Source organism: Sphingomonas anseongensis, from assembly GCF_023516495.1.
Classification (GTDB): domain Bacteria; phylum Pseudomonadota; class Alphaproteobacteria; order Sphingomonadales; family Sphingomonadaceae; genus Sphingomicrobium; species Sphingomicrobium anseongensis.
In genome coordinates, this window is sequence record NZ_JAMGBC010000001.1 from 115,506 (window position 1) to 141,915 (window position 26,410).

At 64.8% G+C, this 26,410-nt stretch carries 29 protein-coding genes; 14 read left to right on the plus strand and 15 right to left on the minus strand.

Annotation, left to right across the window (positions count from 1 at the left end; translation table 11 throughout):
- Positions 1-28 precede the first annotated feature (28 nt).
- From LZ519_RS00615 to nadA, 4 genes are read left to right on the plus strand one after another with little or no spacing between them, the layout of a single operon-like run.
- Entirely contained in the window at positions 29-919 is an 891-nt protein-coding gene (locus LZ519_RS00615) for a hypothetical protein (RefSeq protein ID WP_249866816.1), read from the plus strand.
- 4 nt (positions 920-923) lie between these two features.
- A complete protein-coding gene (locus tag LZ519_RS00620) occupies positions 924-1,787 on the plus strand; it encodes an MBL fold metallo-hydrolase (RefSeq protein WP_249866817.1) in 864 nt (287 codons plus the stop codon).
- The gene (locus tag LZ519_RS00625) at positions 1,754-2,470 is read left to right on the plus strand and encodes a DUF4230 domain-containing protein (RefSeq protein WP_249866818.1); all 717 of its coding nucleotides are present in this window, start codon (positions 1,754-1,756) and stop codon (positions 2,468-2,470) included. Before LZ519_RS00620 ends, LZ519_RS00625 begins: the two co-directional genes overlap by 34 nt.
- Positions 2,467-3,516: a quinolinate synthase NadA gene (gene nadA, locus LZ519_RS00630; RefSeq protein WP_249866819.1), complete on the plus strand. Its 1,050-nt coding sequence runs from the start codon at positions 2,467-2,469 to the stop codon at positions 3,514-3,516. The genes LZ519_RS00625 and nadA overlap by 4 nt, the downstream gene beginning before the upstream one ends.
- A gap of 78 nt (positions 3,517-3,594) precedes the next feature.
- On the opposite strand, the gene LZ519_RS00635 is transcribed toward nadA, so the two are convergent.
- The 3 genes from LZ519_RS00635 to LZ519_RS00645 form a co-directional block, all read right to left on the minus strand.
- Positions 3,595-3,855 (minus strand): hypothetical protein, encoded by a 261-nt coding sequence (locus LZ519_RS00635; RefSeq protein ID WP_249866820.1) that lies wholly within the window; start codon positions 3,853-3,855, stop codon positions 3,595-3,597.
- An 89-nt stretch (positions 3,856-3,944) separates the two neighbouring features.
- Positions 3,945-4,373, minus strand: a complete 429-nt coding sequence (locus tag LZ519_RS00640) for a DUF4112 domain-containing protein (RefSeq protein WP_249866821.1) — start codon at positions 4,371-4,373, stop codon at positions 3,945-3,947.
- On the minus strand, positions 4,373-5,854 hold the full coding sequence (locus tag LZ519_RS00645; RefSeq protein WP_249866822.1) for an ABC transporter substrate-binding protein: 1,482 nt from the start codon (positions 5,852-5,854) through the stop codon (positions 4,373-4,375). The genes LZ519_RS00640 and LZ519_RS00645 overlap by 1 nt, the downstream gene beginning before the upstream one ends.
- Positions 5,855-5,965: 111 nt before the next feature.
- Here LZ519_RS00645 and LZ519_RS00650 point away from each other — a divergent pair, with 111 nt between their 5' ends.
- Positions 5,966-7,981, plus strand: coding sequence for a transglycosylase domain-containing protein (locus tag LZ519_RS00650; RefSeq protein WP_249866823.1), 2,016 nt, complete (start codon positions 5,966-5,968; stop codon positions 7,979-7,981).
- A gap of 3 nt (positions 7,982-7,984) precedes the next feature.
- Here LZ519_RS00650 and LZ519_RS00655 read toward each other — a convergent pair whose 3' ends face one another.
- Positions 7,985-9,454: a hypothetical protein gene (locus LZ519_RS00655; RefSeq protein ID WP_249866824.1), complete on the minus strand. Its 1,470-nt coding sequence runs from the start codon at positions 9,452-9,454 to the stop codon at positions 7,985-7,987.
- 159 nt (positions 9,455-9,613) lie between these two features.
- On the opposite strand from LZ519_RS00655, the gene LZ519_RS00660 reads away from it, so the two are divergent.
- Positions 9,614-9,778, plus strand: a complete 165-nt coding sequence (locus LZ519_RS00660; protein ID WP_249866825.1) for a Flp family type IVb pilin — start codon at positions 9,614-9,616, stop codon at positions 9,776-9,778.
- A 151-nt stretch (positions 9,779-9,929) separates the two neighbouring features.
- Positions 9,930-10,529 (plus strand): methyltransferase family protein, encoded by a 600-nt coding sequence (locus tag LZ519_RS00665; RefSeq protein WP_249866826.1) that lies wholly within the window; start codon positions 9,930-9,932, stop codon positions 10,527-10,529.
- Here the strand turns inward: LZ519_RS00665 and LZ519_RS00670 are convergent.
- The gene (locus LZ519_RS00670) at positions 10,526-11,674 is read right to left on the minus strand and encodes a glycosyltransferase family 87 protein (protein ID WP_249866827.1); all 1,149 of its coding nucleotides are present in this window, start codon (positions 11,672-11,674) and stop codon (positions 10,526-10,528) included. The genes LZ519_RS00665 and LZ519_RS00670 overlap by 4 nt on opposite strands.
- Positions 11,675-11,726: 52 nt before the next feature.
- Entirely contained in the window at positions 11,727-11,918 is a 192-nt protein-coding gene (locus tag LZ519_RS00675) for a hypothetical protein (protein ID WP_249866828.1), read from the minus strand.
- Positions 11,919-12,064: 146 nt separating this feature from the next.
- Between LZ519_RS00675 and ndk the strand changes: the two genes are divergently transcribed.
- Positions 12,065-12,487, plus strand: coding sequence for a nucleoside-diphosphate kinase (ndk, locus tag LZ519_RS00680; protein WP_249866829.1), 423 nt, complete (start codon positions 12,065-12,067; stop codon positions 12,485-12,487).
- A gap of 33 nt (positions 12,488-12,520) precedes the next feature.
- On the opposite strand, the gene LZ519_RS00685 is transcribed toward ndk, so the two are convergent.
- From LZ519_RS00685 to purM, 4 genes are read right to left on the minus strand one after another with little or no spacing between them, the layout of a single operon-like run.
- A complete protein-coding gene (locus LZ519_RS00685; protein ID WP_249866830.1) occupies positions 12,521-13,042 on the minus strand; it encodes a hypothetical protein in 522 nt (173 codons plus the stop codon).
- A complete protein-coding gene (locus LZ519_RS00690) occupies positions 13,039-13,395 on the minus strand; it encodes an MmcQ/YjbR family DNA-binding protein (RefSeq protein ID WP_249866831.1) in 357 nt (118 codons plus the stop codon). Before LZ519_RS00690 ends, LZ519_RS00685 begins: the two co-directional genes overlap by 4 nt.
- The gene (purN, locus tag LZ519_RS00695; protein ID WP_249866832.1) at positions 13,392-13,952 is read right to left on the minus strand and encodes a phosphoribosylglycinamide formyltransferase; all 561 of its coding nucleotides are present in this window, start codon (positions 13,950-13,952) and stop codon (positions 13,392-13,394) included. Before purN ends, LZ519_RS00690 begins: the two co-directional genes overlap by 4 nt.
- The gene (purM, locus tag LZ519_RS00700; RefSeq protein ID WP_249866833.1) at positions 13,945-15,036 is read right to left on the minus strand and encodes a phosphoribosylformylglycinamidine cyclo-ligase; all 1,092 of its coding nucleotides are present in this window, start codon (positions 15,034-15,036) and stop codon (positions 13,945-13,947) included. The genes purN and purM overlap by 8 nt, the downstream gene beginning before the upstream one ends.
- A 63-nt stretch (positions 15,037-15,099) precedes the next feature.
- On the opposite strand from purM, the gene LZ519_RS00705 reads away from it, so the two are divergent.
- Together LZ519_RS00705 and LZ519_RS00710 are read left to right on the plus strand one after the other, a co-directional pair.
- Positions 15,100-16,407 (plus strand): heavy-metal-associated domain-containing protein, encoded by a 1,308-nt coding sequence (locus LZ519_RS00705; protein WP_249866834.1) that lies wholly within the window; start codon positions 15,100-15,102, stop codon positions 16,405-16,407.
- Entirely contained in the window at positions 16,404-17,021 is a 618-nt protein-coding gene (locus tag LZ519_RS00710; RefSeq protein ID WP_249866835.1) for an HdaA/DnaA family protein, read from the plus strand. The genes LZ519_RS00705 and LZ519_RS00710 overlap by 4 nt, the downstream gene beginning before the upstream one ends.
- A 4-nt stretch (positions 17,022-17,025) precedes the next feature.
- Here LZ519_RS00710 and LZ519_RS00715 read toward each other — a convergent pair whose 3' ends face one another.
- Both LZ519_RS00715 and rnd read right to left on the minus strand, forming a co-directional pair.
- Complete coding sequence (locus LZ519_RS00715; RefSeq protein WP_249866836.1) at positions 17,026-17,346, minus strand: I78 family peptidase inhibitor; 321 nt, start codon at positions 17,344-17,346, stop codon at positions 17,026-17,028.
- Positions 17,343-18,524: a ribonuclease D gene (gene rnd / locus LZ519_RS00720; protein WP_249866837.1), complete on the minus strand. Its 1,182-nt coding sequence runs from the start codon at positions 18,522-18,524 to the stop codon at positions 17,343-17,345. The genes LZ519_RS00715 and rnd overlap by 4 nt, the downstream gene beginning before the upstream one ends.
- A gap of 113 nt (positions 18,525-18,637) precedes the next feature.
- Here rnd and aspS point away from each other — a divergent pair, with 113 nt between their 5' ends.
- Together aspS and LZ519_RS00730 are read left to right on the plus strand one after the other, a co-directional pair.
- Positions 18,638-20,413 carry an aspartate--tRNA ligase gene (aspS, locus tag LZ519_RS00725; RefSeq protein ID WP_249868818.1) on the plus strand — a complete coding sequence of 592 codons (1,776 nt, stop codon included), beginning with the start codon at positions 18,638-18,640 and terminating at the stop codon, positions 20,411-20,413.
- Positions 20,410-21,732, plus strand: a complete 1,323-nt coding sequence (locus tag LZ519_RS00730; RefSeq protein ID WP_249866838.1) for an amidohydrolase family protein — start codon at positions 20,410-20,412, stop codon at positions 21,730-21,732. Before aspS ends, LZ519_RS00730 begins: the two co-directional genes overlap by 4 nt.
- Here LZ519_RS00730 and LZ519_RS00735 read toward each other — a convergent pair.
- The 3 genes from LZ519_RS00735 to LZ519_RS00745 form a co-directional block, all read right to left on the minus strand.
- A complete protein-coding gene (locus tag LZ519_RS00735; protein ID WP_348539368.1) occupies positions 21,729-23,504 on the minus strand; it encodes a DUF885 domain-containing protein in 1,776 nt (591 codons plus the stop codon). The two genes, LZ519_RS00730 and LZ519_RS00735, sit on opposite strands and share 4 nt — an antisense overlap.
- Positions 23,505-23,629: 125 nt before the next feature.
- Entirely contained in the window at positions 23,630-24,085 is a 456-nt protein-coding gene (locus LZ519_RS00740; RefSeq protein ID WP_249866839.1) for an NfeD family protein, read from the minus strand.
- Complete coding sequence (locus tag LZ519_RS00745) at positions 24,085-25,083, minus strand: SPFH domain-containing protein (protein WP_249866840.1); 999 nt, start codon at positions 25,081-25,083, stop codon at positions 24,085-24,087. The genes LZ519_RS00740 and LZ519_RS00745 overlap by 1 nt, the downstream gene beginning before the upstream one ends.
- A 66-nt stretch (positions 25,084-25,149) precedes the next feature.
- Here LZ519_RS00745 and LZ519_RS00750 point away from each other — a divergent pair, with 66 nt between their 5' ends.
- Together LZ519_RS00750 and LZ519_RS00755 are read left to right on the plus strand one after the other, a co-directional pair.
- Positions 25,150-25,947, plus strand: a complete 798-nt coding sequence (locus LZ519_RS00750; protein WP_249866841.1) for an HpcH/HpaI aldolase/citrate lyase family protein — start codon at positions 25,150-25,152, stop codon at positions 25,945-25,947.
- Positions 25,944-26,405, plus strand: coding sequence for an NUDIX domain-containing protein (locus LZ519_RS00755; RefSeq protein ID WP_249866842.1), 462 nt, complete (start codon positions 25,944-25,946; stop codon positions 26,403-26,405). Before LZ519_RS00750 ends, LZ519_RS00755 begins: the two co-directional genes overlap by 4 nt.
- The last annotated feature ends 5 nt before the right edge of the window (positions 26,406-26,410 follow it).

Consider the following 26,410-nt stretch of genomic DNA (forward strand, 5'->3'; position numbering starts at 1 on the left):
CGCCCCGATGTCTTGCTAGGGAAGCTAAATGACTCGCCTTCTATTGCTTTCGGCGGCCCTGTTCGCCGCTGTACCCGTCGCCGCACAAAACCAGCCGCAGGCCGCGCCCGAGGCGAGCGCGGACGCGCCGGCAGCCAACCCGCAGCTGAAGACGCTTCTCGAAAATTGCGACGCACATAAATTCGAGACCATGGTCGACACGGTCCTCGACGGACAACCGCACCGGTCGAAGGTCAAAATGTGCGGGAAAGAGGGGCAGACGGACTCCGACTGGATCCAGACTCTCGAGGACGCCATCGCCAAGCTCGAATCGAACAAGGAGATGGAGCCGGCGGTTCGCCAACAAGTCGTCACCGCGGTGAAAGCCGAGGTCGCAAGGCTGAAGGGGGCAAGCACGGGCGTCGCTCCGAGCGAGTTTTCACTGACGCCTCGGCAGCGGGCGACGCAGGCGCCGATTTCCGACGATTACACAGTGCTTCCGGCGATTCCGCCGCGAAAATCGCCGCAGGCGCCTGCATCCAATGCGGACGTGGGAACGGCAGGCTCCACGGTTGCAAGCGCCGCTCCGCCGGCAAAGGTTGTAATGCCGCCTTTGGTGCCCGTGGCCAAGCCGCGCCTCACCATCTCCTGCATAGATCCGCAATATCCCGGAGGTGCCGATTGCGTCTCGCTGAGCCGCGACACCGTCCTCAACGTCAGGGCGGGCGAAGCCTTGCCCGCCGGAGTGTTGCTTCGCTTCCTTCGCAATGGCCAGGCGCGAGGCGAGATCGCTCTTGGCGCAATGCGCAACGGCCGTTCGGTCAACTTCTCGCTGCCGAGGGAAGTCTGCGCCGGCGTCGTCAGCGCCGAGGTCGAGATGGTCGTGGTCCGCTCCGGCCAGTCTGTCGAGCGCCGCGGGCCCTTCCTCCTACGCTGCTGATGCGGTGAGCGCTCAATACGAAGCGCTGGAGGAATTGGAGCCCGGAATCGCGCGCGTCCTCGCGCACAACCCGTCAGCCTTCACTTATTACGGTACGCAGACCTACGTCGTCGGCTCCAGGGAAGTCGCGGTCATCGACCCCGGCCCCGACAATCCGGAGCATATCGACTCGCTGGTCGAAGCAGTGGGTCCGCGCAAGCTCGTCGCGATCCTGTGCACGCACACCCACCGGGACCATAGCCCGGCCGCGGCTCCGCTGGCTGAAAGGACGGGCGCTCCGGTCATCGGCTGTGCGCCGCTCGCGCTGGAGACGGTGGGCCCCCGCGCGGACGCCTCTTTCGACGGCGATTATTCACCCGACCGGGTGCTTGGCGACGGCGAAAGCATCAGCATCGACGGGCGGCCCCTGACCGCGGTCTCGACACCCGGCCACACCTCCAATCACCTGTGCTTCGCTTACGGTGACGCGCTGTTCACGGGAGACCATGTGATGGGCTGGTCGACGACGGTCGTCTTCCCGCCCGACGGCGACATGGCGGCCTACATGGCCAGCCTCCACAAGCTGAGGAAGCGCAACGACCGGATCTACTTCCCCGCCCACGGCCCGCCGGTGACGAACCCGCAGCAATATGTCCGCCACCTCGCCGGCCATCGGATGCAGCGAGAGCGACAGATCCTGAAGCTGGTCAACCACCGGCCGCTCGACATCCCCGAGATCGTCGCAAGCGCCTATCCGGGGCTGGACCCGCGGCTGACGACCGCTGCTGGAGGTTCGGTTTACGCACATCTTCTGGACCTTGAGCGCCGGAGGCTCGTTTCCCGTAGTGGAGACATATGGACAGGGACCGGATCCGCCTCCCGCTCCTGATCGGGGCGGTCGTTATTGCGCTTCTGCTCGGGCTCGCGCTCGGCGGGGCGGGGCTGCTCGGCGGCCTGTTCGGCGGCCCCGATGCGAAGTCGATCGCGACCTCCAGCCTGGAATCGATGCGGGCTCAGAACAAGCTCGACGTGTTCGTGGCGCGCTACGTGTCGGTCACGACTGCACGCGAATCGCGCCTCGGCTTCTCGACCGAGCGGACGCTGATCCTGCCGGGCGACGTTCGCTACGTGCTCGACCTGTCCAAGCTCCAGCAGGACGACGTGAAGTGGGACAAGGGATCGAGCACTTTGTCGGTCCGGCTTCCGGACGTTCAGATCGCGGGCCCGGACGTCGACCTTGCCCATGCCCGCGAATATGGCTCCGGCGGGCTTCTGGCCGCCTTCACCAATGCCGAGCAGGGGCTGGACCAGGCGAACCGCGCCAAGGCCGTCGCCGACCTTCGCAAGCAAGCGATGGGCGAAGTGCCCATGCGGCTGGCTCGCCAGGCCGCGCGCCAGGCGGTCGAACGAAGCTTCGCAATGCCGCTGAAGGCCGCCGGCTTCGAAGAGGCGAAAGTCGTCGCCCGCTTCGCCGGCGAGGCAACCGACACTAGCCAGTGGGACGTGTCGACCTCATATGAGAATGCAGTGAAGGAAGCGGAGCGGCGCGAGGCCGCCCAAGGACAGAAGTGACGGTACAATCGGAATCGTTGAAGGGCGTCGACCTGCTGGCCGAAATCCAGCGCCTGAAGCGCGAGCGCAACGCGGTCATCCTCGCCCATTATTACCAAAAGCCGGAGATCCAGGACCTGGCCGATTTCGTCGGCGACAGCCTCGACCTATCGCGCAAGGCGGCCGCGACCGACGCCGAAGTGATCGCCTTTTGCGGAGTCCGCTTCATGGCCGAGACGGCGAAGATCCTGTCGCCGGAAAAGACCGTGATCCTTCCCGACATGGAGGCCGGCTGCTCGCTTGAGGATAGCTGTCCGCCGGACCAGTTCGCCGCGTTCCGGAAGGCGCACCCGGACCATATCGCGCTCACCTACATCAATTGCTCGGCGGCGGTGAAAGCGCTCAGCGACATCATCGTCACGAGCAGCAGCGCGCAGACCATCCTCGACCAGATTCCGCTCGACCAGAAGATCATCTTCGGGCCTGACCGGCACTTGGGGGGCTACCTCGCCCGGAAGACCGGACGGGACATGCTTCTGTGGCCGGGCATTTGCATCGTCCACCAGGCGTTCAGCGAGACCGAGCTGCTGAAGCTCAAAGCGGAGCATCCAGGCGCTCCAGTGGCGGCCCATCCCGAATGCCCGCCGCACATCGTCGAGCATGCCGATCTCGTCGGTTCGACGAGGGCGATCCTGGAGTTCGCGCTGAGTTCGCCGGCCGACACGATCCTGGTGGCGACAGAGCCGCACATCATCCACCAGATGGAAAAAGCGGCGCCGAACAAGAGGTTCATCGGCGTCCCTGGCGGCGACGGGAACTGCAACTGCAACATGTGCCCGTACATGGCACTCAACACACTCGAGAAGCTCTACGTGGCGCTCCGCGACCTGCAGCCGAGGATCGAACTGTCGCCCGAGGTGATGAAGGCTGCACGCGTTCCGCTTGAGCGGATGCTGGAAATGGCCGGCGGCACCGTCGGCAAGGGCGACGTTGGAAAGCCGATAGTCGAAGACGCGGACGGCGGAGTCCCGCCGGAAGATATCGACCGCTCGATCAGCGGCGACTGATTCGCCGCCATTTGGAGGAGGGCAATCCGATCGAGCTGTGGGAACAGCCGAAGCCCTGAGGCACCGGCTCAACCCGACTTAGCGAGCGCCGTTCGCCTGCGGAGCCGACTTCGCCGGAGGGGCGGGCACTTCGACAACACGACAGATTTTGGTCGTCGGAGCGAGGCGCGAGCCGATGCTGCGCTCTTCTTCGACGTTCTTGCATACGGTCTTCTTGACCGTCTTCGGCTTCTCGGCAGGAGCTGCCTGGGCCTGGTCTTGCGGTGCCGGCGCAATTTGCGCGGTTGCCGGTGCGGCGAAGAGTCCGAACGCAGCCAGGCTTACTAACAGCTTTTGCATAATCGCTCCTGTGGGGAAGTAGGTGCGCCGTAGTCCGCTGACCGACGACAGGAAAGTGCTTTTTCGACGAGCGGCCGTGAACGGAAGATTTACGGCCTCTCGATGGCGGTCGGGATGTCCACAGTGGCGCCTGCGGGATGCTTCCTGTCCAGGTGCCGCTTGATGATCCGAAGGTTCCTGGTGTTGGACAGGAAGAAGAAGTCGGGGATCGCGCCAACCAGCGGGATCATTCCAAGCAACCAGTCAACTCCGATATTCCCGCCCATCCTCGCCATGTGCCACTTGGACATTCCAAGATTGCGCGCCTCCCAGGCAAGATAGGCGCCGATGACGGCGGCTGCTGTCGGGCCCGCAACGGGTATGAAATCGAGAATGACGTCGAGCCCCACGGGACGGTTGATGCCGGGTATGACGACGATCCGCTCCATGAGCTTCTCGAGCGCTTCGACGCGCTGGCGAACCGATGCAGCATCGTTGCCGAGTGGCAGGCGCGTTCGCAGATTGCTTCCAGTCGCCATCAATCGCCGGTTCGATCCAATCGTTGTTCCAGGTCGATCAGCGTATGGATCGCGAAGCGGTTCCCCGCGAACCCTGCAATCCTGCTGGAAACCAGCGACCAGCGAATCGGCGCGGCGATCGGGATGAACAGCTGCTGGTCGTCGATCTCGCGGGCGGCCTGTTCGAAGAGGGCGCTTCTCTGTGCGAGAACGGCGGTGTCCCGGGCGGCTTCGAGCAGCTCGTCCAGGTGATCGTCGCAGATCCTCGCCTGTGCGCAGCGGAATCGGCGGACGAACCAGTTTGCCGACGTTGACGGCGCGACCTCGTCGATCAGCCTGAGGTCGGCAACTTCGCCGGCCGCTGAGCGCCGGACCGTGAGCCCGATGGCCCCCCAGTCGTTGACGAGCCGCCTGAACAAGAGGTCGGCGCCCGGGCCGATTGGAAGAGCGACCGTGATCGTCGGCGCCTCCTGTCCGGCAAACAGGCGCCTGGCGGTAGCGGCGAGCGCTGCCCTGCGGTCGGCAATCGGCGCCGCGGCCCATGCCGGGGGCGCGGGATCGGGTATGTTGTCGAGGCCAGGTTCGAGCACCGTCGCCCGCGGCACCAGGCCGGGCACCGACAGCGCCGCCACCAACGCATCGCGGTCAATTGCCTGGCTCAGAAGCCGCCGCACGTCGGGGTCGGAAATAATCTTGCTGTCGCGCCCGGGGGCAAGGCCGAACAGGCCCGAGGCCGGATCGAACTGCAGAGCCCGTCTGGGAAGGCTCGCTTCACGAGCGAAAGGCAAGTCGACGAACGTTCCTCCAAGCACGAGGTCCGTTTCGCCGGCGGCGAACATGCGCACCGCATCTTGGGCGTTGGATGAGCCCAGCTCGAGCCGGTCGCGCCGGGGCTGTTCCTCATCGGGTGTCTCGACGTCACGGACAAGCATCAAGTTTTTTCCCGAAGCCTTGGGCCGCTCGATCGTAAACGGCCCGGAGCCGCCGCCGTACACCATCGCCATCTGCGGCTGCGCGAGGAGCTGGAGGAGGTGGGGGCGTGGCTGCTTCAGACGGATTTCAAGAACCCTGTCCGTCATCGCCACCACGTCTTCGACCGCGCCGAAGGAATCCTTTATCGGGTTTCGGCTGGGCGGACCGATCAGCCGCTTCAGCGTCTGCGCGACCTGCTGAGCGGTAACTCTCCGCCCGTCGGACCAATGCGTATTGGCGAGGCGGAAGATGTAGCTCAGACCGTCGTCGCTGACGTTCCAGGTTTCCGCAAGGCCGGGCTCGACCTGTCCGTGAGCGTCGAAGCGCACCAACCCTTGAGCCACATTGGCGAGAAGGACCGAATCGCTTTGGCTCGGGGCGACACGCTGGGGATCCGCCAGGCGGGGCTGGCCTCCGATGACGAGGACCTGCAGGACGCCTTGCGACTTGCGTTCGCATCCGCCGACCGAAGCGGCGGCTACGGCTGCCATGGCCATCAGGAAGCAGCGGCGCAGGAGGGATATCCGCATGTGCGCGACCAATAAAGGCAACGCCAGGTTCAGCAACCATCTGGCGTAATGGTGCACACTGTTTTACCGGAGTAAGGCAGTGGCGCTGCGGGAGGGAAGTCGATCCACCGGATGACTGATTACGAGTCGATCTGGAGCCGTGGCGGCGTAAACGTTGAGGATCTTCCCGATCCTTTCGCGCCGGCTCAGCCGCCGCCCGACGCCGCTCCAGGCTCCGAGGAGCCGGAGGAGCAGAAGCCGAGGTCGCGCTGGCGCCGGACGAAGATCATCGTCGGCTCCGCCCTTTTAGTCATCCTGATCACCTTGCTTTGGCTGGTCTTCACCGCCCCGCTGTCACGGGCTCTGGAGCCGCTGCCGGATCCCGCGATGCTGTTCCTGTCGGCGGAAGGCCGGCCGATCGCCGAGCGCGGCGCGATGAAGGAAGCGCCGGTTGACGTCGCGAAGCTCAATCGCCTGACCCCGGCAGCATTCGTCTCCATCGAGGACCGGCGATTCTACCGGCATTGGGGAATCGATCCGCGCGGCATCGGCCGGGCAATGCTCGCCAACGTTCGGGCGGGCGGGGTCCGCGAGGGCGGAAGCACGATCACCCAGCAGCTCGCCAAGACGAGCTTCCTTTCCTCCGACCGAAGCATCAAGCGCAAGGCTCAGGAAGTGATAATCGCCTTCTGGCTGGAGGGCTGGCTGACCAAGGACGAGATCCTCTCCCGCTATCTCTCAAGCGTCTATTTCGGCGACGGGGTCTACGGGCTCCGGGCCGCCGCCCATCACTATTTCAACCGCGACCCGGAAAACCTGTCGCTGGCGCAGTCGGCGATGCTCGCCGGCTTGGTGCAGGCGCCATCGAGGCTCGCCCCGACGCGCCATTTGAAGGCTGCGCAGAACCGAAGCCGCCTAGTCCTCGCGACCATGGCGCAGACTGGCGCGATCAGCCGCCAGAAGGCGCGCACAGTGAAGCTCGCGCGGCCGGTCAGGCAGCGAAGCCCTCTCCCATCCGGTACCTATTTCACCGACTGGATGGCCCCACAGGCACAGGACGCGTTCGATGCGGAATTCGGCAAGGTGCGGGTGGAAACCACATTGGATGCCGATCTGCAGCGAATCGCCGTCCGCACGATCAGCCGAGCCGCCATCGGCGGCGCGCAAGCGGCGCTCGTCGCGATGCGTCCAGACGGCCGGGTCGTGGCGATGGTCGGCGGCAAGAGCTACGCCGACACGCCGTTCAATCGCGCAACCCAGGCGCGTCGTCAGCCCGGCTCCGCCTTCAAGCTATTCGTCTATCTCGCCGCGATGCGAGCCGGCTGGACACCGGACAGCATCATCGAGGATCGCCCGATCGCCATCGACGGCTGGAGCCCGGGTAACAGCGATGGAATCTATCGCGGCAAAATTACTCTTCGCGAGGCGTTCGCCCGATCGAGCAACGCGGCAACTGTGCGCCTGTCGCAAAAAGTCGGCCGCCCAAGCGTCATCCGTGCGGCGCGCGACCTCGGCATCACCACTTCGCTGCCGGACAAGCCCAGCCTTGCCCTTGGTACGGGCGGCGTAAGCCTGCTGGAACTGACTTCCGCTTACGCGGCGATCCTATCCCGCCGCTACCCGGTCCGCGCCCGCGGACTGCCGCAGGAGCCGGAGGAGGGCGGCCTCTCGGCCTTCTTCTCGAGCAGGGGCTCGCTCGACGAGCGCAGCGAGCGCGCAGCCATGCTCGACCTCCTTTGGGCCGCAGCGAATACGGGCACCGGCAAGCGGGCGGCGCTGTGGGTCCCGACGTTCGGGAAGACCGGCACGACTCAGGATAATCGCGATGCGTTGTTCGTCGGTTTTGCGGGCGACCTTGTGGTCGGCGTCTGGGTTGGCCGCGACGACGACAAGTCTCTCGGCAAGATCAGCGGCGGCACGGTCCCGGCGCGCATCTGGCACGATTTCATGAGCTCCGCGGTTTCGATCGACGGGACCCGCGGTCCGGCGCTGCCCGCCGGCTATCGTGAACGGCCACGCCCGCAGCCCCAGCAGAAGCCAAAGCCGCCGGTTCGCCACCCCAGCCCGCTTCCGGAACAGTGGAGCGAAGATTCCAAGCCGCTTCGCGACATCGCCCGCGAGATCCAGAACGTCATCGAGGAACGCTGAGCTTCAGCGTTTCAGGCTTCGCCGTACCCAGACTTCGGTGTCTTTTGTCACAGCCGCGGGGCGGTAGGGGCTCATCGCCGCGGCGATCGAGGGCTCTCGCATCAAGGATTTCTTTGCAGCCCTGCTGACCAGAACTACGTCGGGCGAATGCGCAGCGACGTCCCTTCCGAACGAATCGACGTCTTCGCGGTACGCGTCGCGCGCGATCGGATCCTTTAGCCCGGCATGAGCCGCCCCGCTCGCGGTAAACAAGCCGGCCCGCGAGCCCACCCAGCGCCCGTCCACATTGCGTGTCACCGGGTGCCCGGTCGTCAGCTGCGGGCTGAGCGCGATCATCGAAGGCGTGGGCGGCGCGACTCGCTTGATCGCCGACGCGACCGCCGGGTCGGGAAGGATCACCCATTGGTACATCTGGCACGCGCCGACGAAGGCGAGCGCAAGAGAAACTGGGAGCCTGCGGCCGCGAACGACTCCGGGCAGGTCCAGCACCGCGGCCGCGGCGGCGAGCGCCAGCGCGGCTTCGGGAAGCAGGTGATTCGGATAATTCTTGGCTTGAGCAAAGGTGGCCAGCAGGAATCCGGCGGCGCCGAGGATCCATGACATCGCGAGCACCGGGACTTTGTCCGGCCGCAGCATCATCAACAGGCCGATGCAGATTGCCGGGTAGAAGGTCGGCGCCAGAAGCAGCTTCCACCAGCTTTCGTGCATCGGCCCGTACGTGTGGGCGATGACGGGAAGCCAGGCGAGATAGGCAGGAGCGAAGAGAAGGATCCCCGCCACATAGAGTGCGATCGCAAGCCCGCCCGCGATGAGCCCCGGAACCAATGGAGTGACCGACCGCCGCTTCCACGCTGTCCAGAGCGCCGGAATCGCCACAGCAAGCAGGAAGTAAGGCTTGATGATGACGATCAGGCCCGCAGCAAAGCCGCTCGCCGCAACGGCGCGACGGTTCAGGCGTCCGCCTTCAGCGATGACTGCGACCGCCGCGAGGACTGGAAGGGCGAGAAGCACTGCCGCATGCTCGCGCTGGGCGAAGAGCGCCATGGGAAGCACGAGCGCAATGAAGGGCAGGGCGCACGCCAGGAACGGGCGTGCCCTCGGCACATCGAGTCGCGATGCGATCCGCAAGGTTGTGAATGCGGACGCGAGCCCGCCCGCGACGAATCCGGCAGCGACGACCGCCTCCGGCCTGGTTCCAATGGTTTTAGCAAGCCAGACCAGAGGCAAATAGAGCCACACGGATGCCGGCGGATTGACCTCCAGGATATCGATGTAGAGCCGGTCCCCCGAAAGAACCCGCTCGCAAACCGTGATCAGCCACGATACGTCGGCGTCGATCGGGATCCACAGCGTCTGGATGGCGATCGCGAGGGTGGCGGCGGCCAGAGCGGCGACCTTGGCCTCTATGCTCATCGGATTGCGCAGCGCCCTGGCTGACCCGATTGCGTCCGGCTCGATCGCGCACCCGTCCATGCGCAGCCGACTAGCGCCAAAACCTTAACGCATCGAAACCTGCTACTTTAAGAGTTTCTCAACTCCTTCGGTCCTAATCCTCTTCGCAACCTACGCAAAAGTAACAGCGCAGGTGGGGGAGCACGTCTCCCATTTAGTGGAGCCTACAGGAGACCGGACATGGCCAAGTTTCTGAAGCTGATTAAGAACGAAAAGGGTGCGACTGCCATCGAGTATGGCCTCATTGCAGCTCTCATCGCCGTTGCGGCGATTGGCGCGATGACCTCCATCGGCAGCTCGCTGACCAACACCTTCAGCAACGTTTCGAGCTCGCTCGACAGCTAAGCTGAAAGTCAGCGTAAAAAGAGACGGCGGTGCCGAAAGGCGCCGCCGTTTTCTTTTGTGCGCTTGGCCACAGGCGCAACCGGCGGGCTGATTAACCATTCTTTCTCACCTGCGCCGCTAGACCGCCCGCGACACAATGCGGAGACCGGACTTGGGCAGGATTGCGGATTACGCGGAACGGCTGTTCCTCATCCTGTTGAGCGCGACCTTCCTGCAGGCGATGCTCACCAACGCCGTCGCTCATCCTTACGTGCTTCTCCTCTGCGTCTCTGAAACGCTTCCGGTATTCCTGATGATCATCAGGCGCCCGGGCGAGATGGCAATGAAGCCTTATCCCTTCTTCCTCGCCTTCGTCGGCACGGCCGCTCCGCTTCTCGTGCGGCCTGTCGCCGGCGGTTTCCAGCTGCTGCCCGATGCGGTCATCGCCGGGCTGATGACGCTGGGCGTCGGAATCAACGTCTCGGCGAAGTTGGCGCTGTGGCGCAGCTTCGGGCTCGCGCCCGCGAACCGCGGCGTTCGAAGCGGCGGCCCGTACAAGTTCATCCGCCACCCGATGTACCTTGGCTATTTCGTCACCCAGGTGGGCTTCCTTCTTGCCAACCTGACGCTCGGAAACCTGATCAAGTATCTGGTCACCTGGACCGTCCAGGTCCTTCGAATCCGCGAGGAGGAGAAGTTCCTGCTCAAGGATGCTGCCTATCGCGACCTCGCTAGGCAGGTGAAGTTCCGGCTGGTCCCGGGCGTCTATTAAGCGGGCACAGGGGCGGGGACAGGCGCCGCCTTCGGGCCTGCCAGCCACCACAACGACAGCATGGCGGCGATCGGGATTGTATTCGGGCCTGGATAGAGGTCGAAATACGCAAGAATCGGCGCCAGGAGCAGTAGCCACAGGATTGCGACGCGCCACGGATGCCTGCCATCGCGGAGCAGGAAAGCCAGCGGCAGCACCAGAAGCAGCGAATCGTAGGTGAATAGGTAGGGCGGGACGAGCAGCGTAGCCGCAGCAAGCACCGCGACGCGCTCCTCGGCCTTCGTCGACCATGATCTCCACGTGATCGCCGCCGCGGCGAGTGCCGCCACGCCTTGGATCGCGAGTGCAACGGCTTCCGGCACGCCGAAAAAGCGAACGAAAGCGAAGAGGCTGGCAAGCTCGCCCCAGTTCCAGCGGCTGCCGGCCATGTAGCCCGTATAGTCGCCGGTAATCGCGAGGAATCCCCGATAGGAGTCTAGCCCGAAAACCAGCGCCGCCGCGGCCAGGAGCAGCAGCGACGAGACGGCGGCAGCCGCGATTCCTCGCCAGTTGCGGTCGGCAAGCAGGGCAACTGGAAGAAGCACGCCGAGCTGCGGCTTTATAACCAGCAGGCCGAGCACAGCGCCGCCCAGGTAGGGCTGCCTCGCCACGATCGAAGCCCCGAAGGCGAAAATGCCCGTGGTGAGAAGTCCGTTCTGGCCGATGGCCGCGTTCATCAGGGCGGCCGGGTGCGCGAAAGCGTAACGGGGCGAGAGAAAACGCTTCACGGCCAGCAGGTAGAGTGCCCCCGTGCACGCGATCCAGGCGAGGTAGGCGAGCCAGAATGGGTGAAAACCGATGGCTGAGACCATGAACAGGAACGGCGGCGGGTAGGGGAATGGCATCAGCCCGCCCATGTGCGTGACGCTCATCTCGATCGCCCGGTGGGCCTGGATGTCGTAGGCCAAGGCGGGCTGGCCGGTGATCGCCAGGTGCCCCGCCGCCCAGAAGCTGGCGAAGTCCACCGCCGGAGATTGCGAATAATAGACCCAGACGCTGGTCGCGACCGTCAGGACAAAGATCGTCGAGAACGCCAGGGCGACCAGCGGATAGGTACGCGCCGCAAGGCCGCTTGCCGTTCCCCCCTTGTTATCGATTGGATCCATGTTCGCCCCCGCTCCGGCGTTTTGAGCCGAAGTCGAGGCGGCGCTCAAGCTTTCAGGCGTTCACCTGTGCCAAACGTGGCTGGAAAGTCCGCACCTTTCGATCGCCGCACCACAAGGTCAGCGGGCGGTGGTCGGACTGCGCGGCGATGTGGATTGCGTCGACGTCGTCGTTCGCCTCGATCTCCCGCTCGCGGTCGATCTGCGCCGTCCTGGGATTGATGAAACACAGCCGGTACAGGACCATGTGAAGCGTTCCCCCACTTTGGTGCAATCCATTCAACGCGTTTCCGGGCGATGGTTTCCAACAGCCGTACGCGCTCTTGCCGCGGGCGCTGCCGGAGGGTAGGCGGCCCACCAATTCCAACCGTTTTGCTCAGGAGACGCCCGGCCATGGCCGTTACGCGCACCTTTTCGATCATCAAGCCCGACGCCACCCGCCGCAACCTCACCGGTGCGGTTACCAAGATGCTTGAGGAAGCCGGGCTTCGGGTGGTCGCTTCCAAGCGAATCCGGATGAGCCGCGGGCAGGCGGAGGGTTTCTACGCCGTCCACAAGGAGCGTCCTTTCTACAACGACCTGTGCAGCTTCATGACCTCCGGGCCGGTGGTCGTTCAGGTGCTCGAGGGCGAGGATGCGGTGAAGCGCAATCGCGACGTGATGGGCGCCACCAACCCGGCCGAAGCTGCCGAGGGAACGATCCGCAAGGCCTATGCCGAATCGATCGAGGCCAATTCGGTCCACGGCTCGGACAGCGAAGACAATGCTAAGATCGAGATCGAGTTCTTCTTCAAACCCGAGGAAATCGTCGGTTAGACCGGGGTACGGTCGTCAGCCGGCGATTGTCGGTTAGCGGCTGAGGCTCACCAGCCGAAGCGACCGGCCGCCGAACAGGCCGCCGCCTTCCCAGCGATAGGTAAGGCGGTAAGTGCCGCTCACGGTCTTGTCCTTGCCCATCTCAACGTAGCGGGTCTCGATCCGCGCGGGCATTGACTGGCGTCCTTTCGAGGCCCTGCTTCTATCCGGAAGCGCGGCTTCCACGGCACCCGCATCGAGCTGGCCGTCGCTTCCGATCTCGATTGGCTCTGCGCCTTCAATCCTCACGGTAAGTGACTGAAGAGCGTGACTGTTTTCGATCGGTGCAATTTCGAGAGCGCGGCCGTCATCCAATGCTTTCGCGCGCAGCGTCAGTGGGATTGCCTCGCGCTTTTCGACGACCGTGGCGGGGCCCGACGGCGTCTCGTCCTTTCGCCACTCGTGCCACAGTCCGAGGCCGGAAACGACCAGCGCAGCGATGGCGATCGCTTCGCCAAGGTTGATCCAGCGAAGCCGAGCTCGCCGCGCCTTTTCCTGTTCGCTGTTCTCGCTCATCGCCCGCCAGCTTCCAGCAAGCGGCGCGGCGCCGCAAGCTCCCAGCTCGCCGCGATCCTGTCGGCGACATGCGCCCAGTCGACGCCTTCTCCGGAAAGATTGATCGAGAGCCAGCTCGGCAGATAGGCTGGCTTCGAATACGTGTCCGGATCTGCCTCCAGAAGCATCGCCTGCTCGTCGAGGCCGCTGACCCGCACGCAAACCACCGTCTTGTGGTCGTTGTGGTGGTTGTGCCTGAACTGAGCGAATTGCTTGCCAGCAACGAAGAACGTCGGCTGGCCGTGCGACAACCGCTCTTCGCTCTCCGGAAGATCGAGCGCCGCTTCGCGCACGTTTGAGAGCGGATCGGTCATCGCTCAACGAACTCCGCCAACGCTTTCGGGTAAAGATCGTGCTCCGCCTCAAGGACTCGCGCCTCGAGACTCGCTTCGGTGTCACCTTGGTGGATGGGCACTTCAGCCTGCGCGAGAACATCGCCCGAATCGAGCTCTTCGGTCACAAGGTGGACGCTGCAGCCGCTTATCTTGTCGCCGGCCTCGATCGCGCGCTTGTGGGTCTCAAGTCCCCGGTACTTTGGAAGCAGTGAGGGGTGGATGTTGAGAATCCGTCCGGCCCATCTGCGAGTGAACTCGCTCGACAGGATCCGCATGAACCCCGCCAGCGCGATAGTTCCCACGCGATGGTCCTCCAGCGACTGGTCGAGCGCCGATTCCCACGCCGCTTTTTCGACGCCGCGGCTGTCCCATGTCCAGGTGGGGATCGCCTGCTCCCGAGCCCAGGCGAGGCCGGCAGCGAGCGGCTTGTTCGAAGCGACAAGGACCACCTCATAGTTTCGCGCCTGCTCGACCAGGGCTTTCATGTTGCTCCCGCGGCCGGAGATCAAAATGGCGACCCGGTGCGGATCACGCATCGTGGCTGGCCGTCCATTCGTCAGCGGACCCCCAGGTTCCAGCGGCGCCCGAGACCGTGCAGCCGCGGTTCCCGCTTTCGATCGTGCCGATCACGTACGGGCTTTCACCGCTCGACTCGAGGCCGGCGATGACTGCGTCGGCGTCTCCCGCAGCGCAGATGGCGACCATCCCGATTCCGCAATTGAACGTGCGCGCCAGTTCCTCCGCTACGATGGAGCCGCCCTCCTGAAGCAAGGCGAACAGGGGTGGAAACTCCCACCTGCCGGCGTCGATTACGGCCCTGGAGCCTTCCGGCAGAACGCGCGGCACGTTCTCCAGAAGTCCGCCGCCCGTGATGTGAGCGAGCGCATGAATTTTGCCTTCGCGAACAAGCGGAAGCAGCGCCTTCACATAGATTCGCGTCGGTTCGATCAAGGCTTCGCCAAGGCTCACGCCGGGGAGGAAGGGCGCTTCCGCCTTGAGATCCCATGAGCGGTCGGCAGCAATTCGGCGAACCAGCGAGAAGCCGTTGCTGTGCACGCCGGAGCTGGCGATCCCCACGATCACGTCGCCGGCAGCGACACGGCTGCCATCCAGCAATTGCCCCCGCTCTGCAGCGCCGACGCAGAAACCCGCCAGGTCATAATCGCCAGGACCATACATTCCTGGCATCTCGGCCGTCTCGCCGCCGATCAGCGCGCACCCGGCTTGGCGGCACCCGTCAGCGATAGAGGCGACGACGGCTTGAGCGACTTGCGCGTCGAGAGCGCCGGTCGCGAAATAATCGAGGAAGAACAAAGGCTCGGCGCCCTGGACGATGAGGTCGTTGGCGCACATCGCTACGAGGTCGATTCCCACGCCCTCGTGCCGGTTGAGGTCGATCGCGAGCTTGAGCTTGGTCCCGACTCCGTCGTTGGCTGCGACGAGAACCGGATCGGCGAAGCCCGCGGCCTTGAGGTCGAACAATCCGCCGAAGCCGCCGAGCTCCGCGCCGGCGCCGGGCCGTGCGGTCGAACGGGCAAGCGGCCCGATCGCCTTGACGAGGGCATTTCCGGCTTCGATCGATACGCCTGCGTCGGCATAGGTCAGCGGCTTTTGGGACATCGGCTCGGCGCGTAGCCACAAGCGGCTTGGATTTCCACGCCGTTGTCGCCAAAAGCGCCGTGAATGCTTCGCCGTCCCTGGGTCCTCGCTGCTTTTGTCGCGCTTCTTTGCTTCGCCATCGGCGGGGCGGTCTACGCGCAAATGGAGGCCGGCGAGCGGGGAATCCTCCCGCTCGACAGCTCCGGGACGCTCGAGGTCGACGGAATTCACGTCGATGTGGGAGCCAAGGACGCGCAATCGGCCCGCCTCGGCGGCTGGCGCATCGCGCAGCGCGAAGGGTTCAAGATGTTGTGGGCGAAGAGCCATGGCTTGCCGGCCTCGCAGGCGCCGTCGGTCTCCGATTCGACGCTCGACGACATGGTCAGCTCCATCATCGTCCGCCGCGAGCAGATCGGGCCTAATCGCTACATCGCCGATCTCGGCGTCCTGTTCGATCGCGCCCGCGCCGGCCAGTTGCTCGGAGTGGAGGGAATCACCAAGCGATCGCAGCCGATGATCCTGATCCCGATCATGGTCACCGCCGGCACGGAGACGAGCCTCGAGCTTCGCAATCCGTGGCAGCGCGCCTGGGCGGAGTTCCGGACATCGCAAAGCGCGATCGATTATGTCCGCCTGAGCGGCCTCGGAGTCGACCCGCTGCTGGTCAACGCGGCGCAGGCTGCGCGCCCGGGACGAACGTGGTGGCGGAACATCCTCGACATGTACGGAGCCTCCGACATCCTCATAGCAGAGGTGATGGTCCACCGTGCCTATCCGGGCGGACCTGCGAAGGCGCGTTTCATCGGCAGGCACGGGCCCGACGGGGAGATTGTCGGCGGATTCGACCTCACCGCTGCAAACAGCGCCGAACTGGCGGCCATGATGAACGAGGGCGTCCGGCGAATGGATCAGCTGTACCTCGCCGCCTACCAATCCGGTGCCCTGACTCGCGACCCGAGCCTTAACCTTCCGCCTCCGCCGCCGCCTCCGCCCGAGGAGGAAGAGCAGCAGGCGCAGCACGCGCCGACGCGCTATCAGATCGGCCTGCTTGCGCCGAACGCGGTCACCTACAATTCGGCCCTCGCACATCTGCGCGCTGTGCCTGGAGTGGACAAGGTCGAGCAGGTCAATATCGCGCTCGGCGATACCAGCTACTTCTTCATCACCTATCGGGGCGACCTGAGCACCTTGCGTTCGATTCTCACGTCACGTGGCTGGGGAGCGGATGTGGCCGGGAGCCAGCTGAAGATGTACGTCCCGCGTCCGGCTCCGGCGACCCCGACGCCCGCGCCTCAGCAGCCTGCGCCCGCCGCAACTCCGCCTGGCGCTACGAACGAGAACAAGGTCACAGCCTCGGCAACCGAAGCGCAGCCCCGGGGCACGGCCGAATGAACGGAAAAAGGGAGCAGATCGCGCTCCCTCTCGACTGGCCGCAGAGCCAGGGCGAGTCACGGCTGATCGTCAGCGATTCCAACCGCGACGCCTTCGAGCATTTCCGCAAATGGAGCCTATGGCCCGTAAAGGCGACGCTGCTGACCGGTCCCAGGCGATCGGGGCGAAGCCTGCTCGCGAGAAACTTCGTCGAGCGCGTCGGAGGCCGGGTGATAGACCGCGCCGATATGGCCGAGGAGGAGGAGCTGTTCCACGCCTGGAATGCGGCCCAGGAGAGCGGCCACCCGTTGGTGATGATCGTCGATCGAGTGCCGCCCGAGTGGGAGATTGCGCTGCCCGACCTTCGCACCCGGATCGCCGTTACTCCGGTGGCGAGGATAGCGGAGCCCGACGACTTGCTATTCCAGGCGCTCATCGAGCTTCATTTTGCCGACCGCGGACTCCACATTCCACGCGAGGCGCTTCGCTTCATGAGCGAACGGCTTCACCGCGACTATTTTACCGTCGAGCGGGCGGTCGAGGCTGTCGACCGCTTCGCAATCGCCGAGCGCGCGCGGGTCAGCCTTCCGACGATCCGGCGGGCGCTCATCGATGCGGGGATGATCGATTCCTAGCTGATTAGCTGCAGCTGATCCGCTCGACCCGGTCGTTGGCGTCGAGGAACACGGTCAGCCGGTCCGCGCGAAACTCCATCGTCACCATCGTTCCGAACGGCGCCCACCGGACGAAGGCGGCGTTCGACACCCTCAGCATTTCGGCTTCAAGGTCGGCGCTCCGCTGGCGTCCGACGAACTGCTGGATGTTCGAATTGTCGCAGTTGTGCCCTGGCGTCACTCCGTGAACGGGCGTCGTGTCGGCGGGCGGGGGCGGAGCGGCCTGCGTCGAGCAGGCGGCAAGAACCAGGTTCCCCGCTACTGCAATCGCTATCCTGCCGATCATGCCTCAACCTCCTCGGCAAGCCTGCTCATCTTCAGCTTGCCGTTCTCGATCGCGAACGCGAGCCGCCCTTCGACCAGCGCAAGAGCGTCGCGCCCGAACTCTTCAAACCGCCAGCCCTTCAAGATGTTCAAATCCTCGCGCACTCCGGCGGCGAGCGCTTCGAGGTCGTCGCTCCGCGCGATCAGCTTCGGAGCTACTCCGGCCTCCTTGGCACGGATCTTCAAGAGCAGCTTCAACAGGTCGCTGACCAAGGCTCCGTCCTTGGTCAGTCCTGGACGCCGCGGCTCGCGCGATGGAAGCTCCTCGGGCTCGAGGGGCTTCGAATCCCTGAGGGCACCCATCAGGCGCGCGCCAATGTCATTGCTCTTCCAGCCGGCTGACAGGCCGCGGACCTTGGCGAGGTCGTCCTGAGTCTTGGGCGGATGGGCGGCAAGCTCCACCAAAGTATCGTCCTTGACGATCCGCCCGCGCGGGATGTTCTTGGTCCGCGCCTCGGTCTCGCGCCACGCGGCGAGTGCCTTGAGACGCCCGAGCATCGCCGGGTTGCGGCTGGGAAGGCGCAGGCGCTTCCATGCGTCCTCCGCCTCGAAAGCGAAGCTCGACGGGTCCGCCAGCCGCGCCATTTCCTCGTCCAGCCATGCGCCGCGGCCAGTCTTCTTCAGCTTGTCGAGGAGGCGCGGGAAAATCTTGGCGAGATGCGTGACGTCGGCGATCGCATAATCGATCTGCCGCTTGTCGAGCGGGCGCCTGCTCCAGTCTGTGAACCTCGCACCCTTGTCGAGGCTGTGGCCGAGCATCGACTCGATGAGGTTCGAATAACCGACCTGTTCCCCGTGCCCCAGCGCCATCGCTGCGATCTGGGTGTCGAACAGCGCGCGCGGCATCTTGCCGGTGAGGTTGTAGACGATCTCGAGGTCCTGGCTTCCGGCGTGGAAGACTTTCAGCACGTCCTCGTTGTCGACGAGGAGGCTGAGCAAGGGCTGGAGGTCGATTCCCTCGGCCTTGGGATCGATCGCCGCAGCTTCGTCGACGCTGGCGATCTGGATGAGGCACAAGTCCGGCCAATAGCTGTTTTCGCGCATGAACTCGGTGTCCACGGCGACGAATGGATGCTTGGACAGGCGCTCGACCAACTCGGAAAGCGCATCGGTGGTGCTGATTAAAGGATGAATCTTCATTGGGATTGGCCGCGCCATAGCGCGGGCTGACGCCTTGACAAAGTGGCGGGTGAATGGCGAAGCGCTCCGGCGAATTTCCCGCCAGTCCAGCGAACTCGGAACCTGAAGCGATTATGCACGCCTACCGCACCCATAGCTGCGCAGAATTGCGCGCCTCCGACGTCGGTCAAACGGTGCGCCTGTCCGGCTGGATCCATCGCAAGCGCGATCATGGCGGGGTCCTTTTTATTGACCTTCGCGACCATTATGGGCTCACCCAGATCGTCGCCGACCAGGACAATCCGGTCCAAAAACTGCTCGATTCGCTCAAGCTCGAGTCGGTCATCACCGTGACCGGCCAAGTTGTCGCCCGCGCTCCCGAAGTCGTGAACCCGAAGCTCCCGACCGGAGAAATCGAAGTCGCGGCTCGCGAGGTCGAGGTCCAGTCGAACGCCGAAGAGCTTCCGATGCCTGTTTCGACCGAGGCGGATTATCCCGAGGAGATCCGACTCAAGTACCGCTACCTCGACCTTCGGCGCGAGCAGATGCACCGCAACATCATGCTCCGCTCGGCCGTGATTGCCTCGATCAGGCGGCGGATGATCGAGCAGGGGTTCATGGAATTCCAGACCCCGATCCTGACGGCCAGCTCGCCCGAGGGCGCCCGCGATTATCTGGTGCCGAGCCGAGTCCACCCGGGCAAGTTCTACGCGCTCCCGCAGGCGCCGCAGATGTTCAAGCAGCTGATCATGGTCGCCGGCTTCGACCGTTATTTCCAGATCGCGCCCTGCTTCCGCGATGAAGACGCGCGAGCCGACCGAAGCCCGGGCGAATTCTACCAGCTGGACCTGGAGATGAGCTTCGTCACCCAGGATGACGTCTTCGCCGCGCTCGAGCCCGTGCTTTCCGGCGTCTTCCAGGAGTTTGCTGAGGGCAGAACCGTCACTCCCGCTGGCGAATTCCCGCGAATCCCCTTCCGCGAAGCGATCCTCAAATACGGCACCGACAAGCCCGACCTTCGCAACCCGCTGTTGATCCACGACGTCGGAAGCCACTTCCAAGGCTCCGGCTTCGGCCTGTTCGCCAAGATCGTGGAAGGCGGAGGAGTCGTCCGCGCGGTCGCTGCTCCCAACACGGCCGACAAGAGCCGGAAGTTCTTCGACGACATGAACGAATGGGCGCGGGGCGAAGGCTATGCCGGCCTCGGTTATGCGACGCGCAAGGCCGGCGAATGGGGCGGCCCGATTGCCAAGAACCACGGCGCCAAGGGCATGGACAAGCTTGCCGACGAGATGGGCCTCGGCCCCGACGATGGAATCTTCTTCGCCGCGGGCAAGGAAGCCGAAGCCGCCAAGCTTGCCGGAGCGGCGCGGACCCGTGTCGGCGAGCAGCTGGACCTTATCGAGAAGGGCGCGTTCCGCTTCTGCTGGATCGTCGATTTCCCGATGTACGAATATGACGATGAGACGAAGAAGGTCGACTTCTCGCACAACCCCTTCTCGATGCCTCAGGGCGGGCTGGAAGCTCTCGAGACGAAGGACCCGCTCGACATCCTCGCATGGCAATATGACATCGTCTGCAACGGCGTTGAGCTGTCGTCCGGAGCCATCCGGAACCACCGGCCGGACATCATGTACAAGGCCTTTGAGATCGCCGGCTACACCCGCGAGGAGGTCGACCGCGACTTCTCGGGCATGATCAACGCCTTCAAGTTCGGTGCTCCTCCGCACGGAGGCTCGGCACCCGGTATCGACCGGATCGTGATGCTCATCGCCGGCGAGCCCAACATCCGCGAGGTCGTGCTCTTCCCGATGAACCAGAAGGCCGAGGACCTGATGATGAACGCGCCGGCCGAAGTGCCTGCGCGGCACCTCCGCGAGCTTGGCATCCGGATCGTCGAGCCGAGTTGATCAGCAGCCGAATCCTCGCGCTTGCCGCTGCCTTCGCGCTGATCGGCGCTGCTCCCTTCGAGCCCGCGGCCCAGGGCGACCGCACGATCTATCGCCACGTCTCCCTAATCGACGGCACCGGTACTCCGCTGAAGCGGGACATGGCGGTGATCGCCGATGGCGAGCGGATTGCCGCCGTCCTGCCCGATAGTGCGCTGAGCGCGGCCCAGATGACCGGGGCGAAGCAGGTCGACCTGACCGGCCAGTATCTGATTCCGGGGCTGATCGACACGCACCAGCACCTTGCGACGCCGCCGGACAGGCCGGAGGCCGAAGCGCGGCTAAAGCGCGACATTTACAGCGGCATCACCGCGACTCGCGATATGGCCGACGACCTCCGCCAGATCGCCGACATCACGAGGCAGGCGCAGGTGGGTGAGATCCCATCGCCGGATATCTATTACGCGGCGCTGATGGCGGGGCCGAGCTTCTTCGTGGACCCGCGGACGCAAGCCATCGCTCACGGCGCGGTCGCGGGCAAAGTGCCGTGGGAGCAGGCGATAGACGGCAAGGTGGACATGCCGCTGGCCGTCGCCCGCGCAAAAGGAACCTTCGCGACGGCGGTGAAGATCTACGCCAACCTTCCCGGCGACCTGGTCGCGAAGATCACTGGCGAAGCCCACCGGCAAGGGATGCAGGTATGGGCGCACGGGATGGTGTTCCCTGCCACTCCGTTCGAGGTCGTAGACGCGGACGTCGATACGGTCTCGCACAGCTGTTACCTCGCCTACCAGGCGATAGAGCGGCGGCCGGATTCCTACCAGCACCGCTTCCCGATCGACGCGGCGCTTTTCCAGCATGACAATCCGGTCTTGGCGAAGCTCTTCGCCGACATGGCCAGGCGGGGGACCGTCCTCGACGCTACAGTGCACGTCTACCGCGAGGTCGAGGCGGCGGCGAAGGAGCAGGGCAAGCGGCCGCTGTGCACCGTCGCCCTGGCCGGCAAACTGACCAATCAGGCCTATCGCTCGGGGGTGACGATCTCGGCAGGCACCGACGCGGATTCTCCGCGAGACGACCCGTTGCCGGCGCTGTTCGACGAGCTCGAGCTTCTTCACGACGCCGCCGGCCTTCCCACGATGGCCGTGCTTCAGGCGGCGACCTTCAACGGAGCAAAAGCCGCGGGTCAGGAGAAGGAGATGGGGACGATCGAGGCGGGCAAGCTCGCCAACTTTGCGGTGCTTGCGAAGAACCCGCTCGAGAACGTGCGCAACTTTCGAAGCGTGGTCCTCACCGTAAAACGCGGCCGGGCATTCCCGAGGGAGGAATACCGCCGCTAAGCCGATTTCGTCCGGGCGATATAGTCGGCGATATTCAGCCTCAGCACGTCCATCGGCACGTTGCCGCCGAGCACCACCGCGTCGTCGAACGCCTTCAGGTCGTATCTCGGCCCGAGCGCCGCCTTCGCCTGCTCACGCAGCTGGTTGATCGTGGTGTGACCGACCTTGTAGCCGCAGGCCTGGCCCGGCCAGGCGCAATAGCGGTCCACCTCGCTCGCCACTTCGAGTGGGTTGGAGCCATTGACGTTGACGAAATAATCGACGCCCTGCTGCCGGGTCCACCTTTTGGCATGGAGCCCGGTGTCGACCACCAGCCTGACCGCTCGGAAGGCGATCGACTGCAAATAGCCGAGGCGCGCCACGGGGTTGCCGTCGTAGGCTCCCAGCTCGTCCGCAAGCTGTTCGGCGTAGAGCGCCCAGCCTTCGGAATATGCATTGAAGGCGAGCATCTGCCGGATCAGCGGCTCGTTGTGCGTATATTCGCCCTGCCAGATGTGGCCCGGGATCGACTCATGCATGGTGAGATCGCCGAGGCTGTACTTGCTGTGCAGGTCGGTGGTTCGAAGGTTGATCCAGAACCGTCCCGGGATCTTGCCGTCGATGGAGCCGGCGCCGCCATAGGCTGCGGGAGCGCCGGGCTCCTGCTCCGGCGACATCCGCTTCACTTCCATGTTCGGATGGACGAGCGTGTTGAAGGCGCGCGGAAGCTGGGAATTGATCCAGGCCAGCCTCTCGTTGATGAAGGCGACGATCTCCGCTCGGCCCTTGTCGCCTTCGGAGAATTTGTATTTCGGATCCTTGGCCAGCGCCTGCATCCGTTCGCCGACCGTGCCCTGAGTGTAGCCGACCTGCTTCAGGATCGAATCCATCTGCCCGTGCAGGCCCTTGAGCTGGTCGATCCCCATCTGGTGGATTTCGTCCGGGCTCATCGTCGTGGTGGTCGAGGCCTTGAGCGCCCAGCGATAATATTCATCGCCCATCGGCCGCGCCCACATGCCCGCCTGGTCGGTCGCGCTGGCACGCTCCAGCTCCAACTCCGCAGCCTGCCGCTCCAGGGCTGGTGCGACTTCATTGGCGGCGATTGCACGGGCGCGCGCCTCCCAGTCGCCGGCGATGCCTTTGGCCTTCGTTTTCTCCACCAGCGTCTGCACGAGCGTCCCGCCGGTCCGCGCCTTGGCCGCCGACTGGCGAAGCGGGGGCAGGGCCTTGTCCAAAAGGAAGCTGGGAGGCACGAGCCCCATCGCCCGCGCGGACTGGAGTCGGCCAAGCTCGCCGTCGAGCTGCTTGGCGAAGCTTGAAAGACGCGAGAGATAGGCCTCGGCGTCAGCTGCAGTTTCGATCGGCTGGTCGTTTTCGAGCAGTTGCGGCGTGTCGAGCCATGCGCCGACGTTCTGGATCACGACGTAGGGGGTGTTGCGCCAGCCGCCGACGGCGACATCGCCGTACGGGAAAGCCAGTCCTTCGAGCGCGGTCTTGTAAGCGCTCCGCACCACCTCGATGCTGGTCCGCACCGGGTAAGACAGTGCCGACGCGTCGAGCGCTTCAGCCCGGTTGAAGTCGGCAGCGAGGACGGATGCAAGGCGTTGCTGCCCTTGCGCGGATCGGTCGCCCAGCTGGTAACGCAGCGGAGCCCGCGCCCCGGTGTCGATTCCAAGCCCTGTTGCGCTTTCCGGAGACAGCCGGAGCAGGTTCTCCGCGACTGAGTCGAGTAAAGCCTTTGCGGTCGCGTCAGTCGTGGCCGGCGGCGGAGCTACGGTCGGTGGCGGGGCCAATGGCGCCGCGCCAACGGTCCGTGCGCAGGCCGAGAGGAAGGGCATCGCCGCCGTGGAGGCGAGTGCGGCAAGGGTTTGGCGACGGGTAAGCGGGCTGTGATCCAAGGCAGTGCTCCGGCGGAAATTCAGGACAGGCGGCGCTCAGCCTCGACGATCAGGCAGTTTCCTTCAACCCCGGTGATTCGCACCCGGTCCCCGGCTTCGGCAGGCCCGCCACGTGCACTCCACTCGCTGTCGGCAACCCGCACCCGGCCCGAATGCTCGTCGATGGCCGAGACTGCGACGACCGACTTCCCGATCAGCCGGCCTGAACGGTCATTGAGCAACGGGTCGGTGCTTTCGGTCGCTTTGACGTTGTAGAATTTGCGCCCGACCATGACCGCGATGATGCTGTAGAGCGCGAATAGCGCGAGTTGCGGCACTAGCCCGAGCCCGAACAAGGCGGCGAAGAAGCCGGTGGCGAGCGCGGCGGCGCCAATGAACACGAGGAAGAAACCCGGCGCGATCAACTCCATGATCAGCAGCAGCACGCCGCCGATCATCCACAGCCAGGCCGGATCGAGGTTGCTGACGAAGTCCATCAACCCTCCACTCGCGGAACGCCGGGGATGGCGGGCGGAGCTTTGCCCGATTTCTGCGAGGGCTTCGGCGCCGCGGCAGGGGTCGACCTGCCTTCACCAAACACCTCCTTGGCAAGCTCGCCGATCCCGCCAAGCGTACCCATCAACTGCGTCGCTTCGAGCGGGAACAGGATCGTCTTCGCATTTGGGGAGGTCGCGAACTTGCCGAGCGCTTCGACATATTTCTGGGCGACGAAATAGTTGATCGCCTGGCCGCTGCCGCCCTCGATCGCGTCACTGACGACCTTTGTGGCGGCGGCTTCGGCCTCGGCGGCGCGCTCGCGAGCTTCCGCTTCCCGGAACACGCGTTCGCGATTGCCTTCGGCCTCGAGTATCTGCGCCTGCTTCTGTCCCTCGGCGCGAAGAATTTCCGATTGGCGCGAACCTTCCGCCTCGAGAATGACGGCGCGCTTTTCGCGCTCGGCCTTCATCTGCCGGGTCATCGCATTGACGATGTCGGCGGGCGGCCGGATGTCCTTCAGCTCGACGCGGGTGATCTTCACTCCCCACGCTTCGGTCGCTTCGTCGACAACCACGAGTAGCCGCGCGTTGATCTCGTCGCGCTTCGACAGGGTCTCGTCGAGGTCCATCGACCCCATGACCGTCCTGAGGTTGGTCGTCGAAAGCGCCATGATCGCCGTATAGAGATCGCTGACCTCGTAGGCCGCCTTTGCAGCGTCGAGCACCTGGAAGAAGACGACTCCATCGACCGCCACCATCGCATTATCCTTGGTGATGATCTCCTGGCCGGGGATGTCGACCACCTGCTCCATCACGTTGATCCTGCGGCCGACGCGATAGAAGAATGGCGGGACGAAGTTGAAGCCCGGCTCGGCAATCCGTGTGAAGCGGCCGAAATGCTCGATCGTATAGCGATAGCCCTGGTGAACGATCTTGACGCTCATCATCACGAAGAGGAGCGCGAGCACCGCAATCGCGGCCATGAAGGTGGTAAGCATGTTTGTCCCCATTGGTCTGTCGCGCCATGATGCTTCCTGGGGCGAAGGAAATGAAGGAAAATCGAGGTGAGCAGCAGGCTTGAGCGAGTCCGGTCGGTCCTCTTCCTTCCCGCGTCGAACCCCCGGGCCATCGGCCACGCGCGGGAATCGGCGGCGGACCTCGTCATCCTCGACCTCGAAGATGCGGTGAAGCGGGAGGAAAAGGACAGCGCCCGCTCGGCGGCCGTGGAGGCGGTCGCAGGTGACTGGCCGATGCCCGTCGCGATCCGACTGAACTCGGTCGGAAGCGAATGGCACTCGCTCGACGTGGATTCCGTCGCTCGGTCGAAGGCGGAGTTTGCGGTCCTTCCGCGCGCTTCCTCCGCACATCTCGTGCACGAGGTCGCGGGAGCGCTTTCAAAGCCGCTGCTGGCGATGATCGAGACTGCGGCAGGCGTGCTCGCCGCGGCGGATATCGCTCCGGAGACGGCCGGCCTCATCGCCGGGACGAACGACCTCGCGGCCGACCTCAGGTTGCCAGCGGGTGCCGGACGCCAGCCGCTTCAGATGGCGCTCCAGACGGTCGTCCTGGCCGCCCGTGCCGCTGCCGTTCCGGTCTTCGACGGCGTGTTCAACGACCTCGACGACCTCGAGGGTCTCACCGCCGAATGCGCGGATGGCCGCAGCCTGGGTTTCGACGGCAAGAGCCTCATCCACCCCAGGCAGATCGACGCATGCAACCGGGCATTTTCGCCAAGCGAGGAGGAGATTGCCCGGGCGAGGCGCCTGGTCGAGGCATTCGGCGGCGGCGCCGAGCGGTTCGAAGGCCAGATGATCGAGCGAATGCACGTCGAATCGGCGCAGCGCCTTCTGGACCGGGCGTGAAGGCCTCCGACGTTGCGCTCCGGTTCGTCCTGACGGCGCTCCAGTCGCTCCGCAAGTCGCTGTGGTTCGTCAGCCGTCCCAAGACTTTCGGTGCCCATGCCATTGCGCTGACTGCGGAAGGCAAGATCATTCTCGTAAAGCTCCGCTACGCGCGGGGCTGGGGATTGCCCGGAGGCGGACGCAGCGAGGATGAGCCGGCGGTGGATGCCGCGCTCCGCGAGCTGAGGGAGGAGATAGGGATGATCTCTCATGGCGAAGTCCGGCCTGCCGCAGATTTCCATGAATCGACCGACTTCAAGCGCGACACGGCACAGGTTATCGTCGTGCGGCACGTTGTCTATCGTCCCCGGTGGAACCTGGAAGTCGAACGGGTGTGCGAGGCCGACCTCGACTCGCTTCCGCCCGATTTGTCGCCGATCGGCAGGCGCTGGATAGAGACGATCCGGCCGTCGCTCTGAGCGGA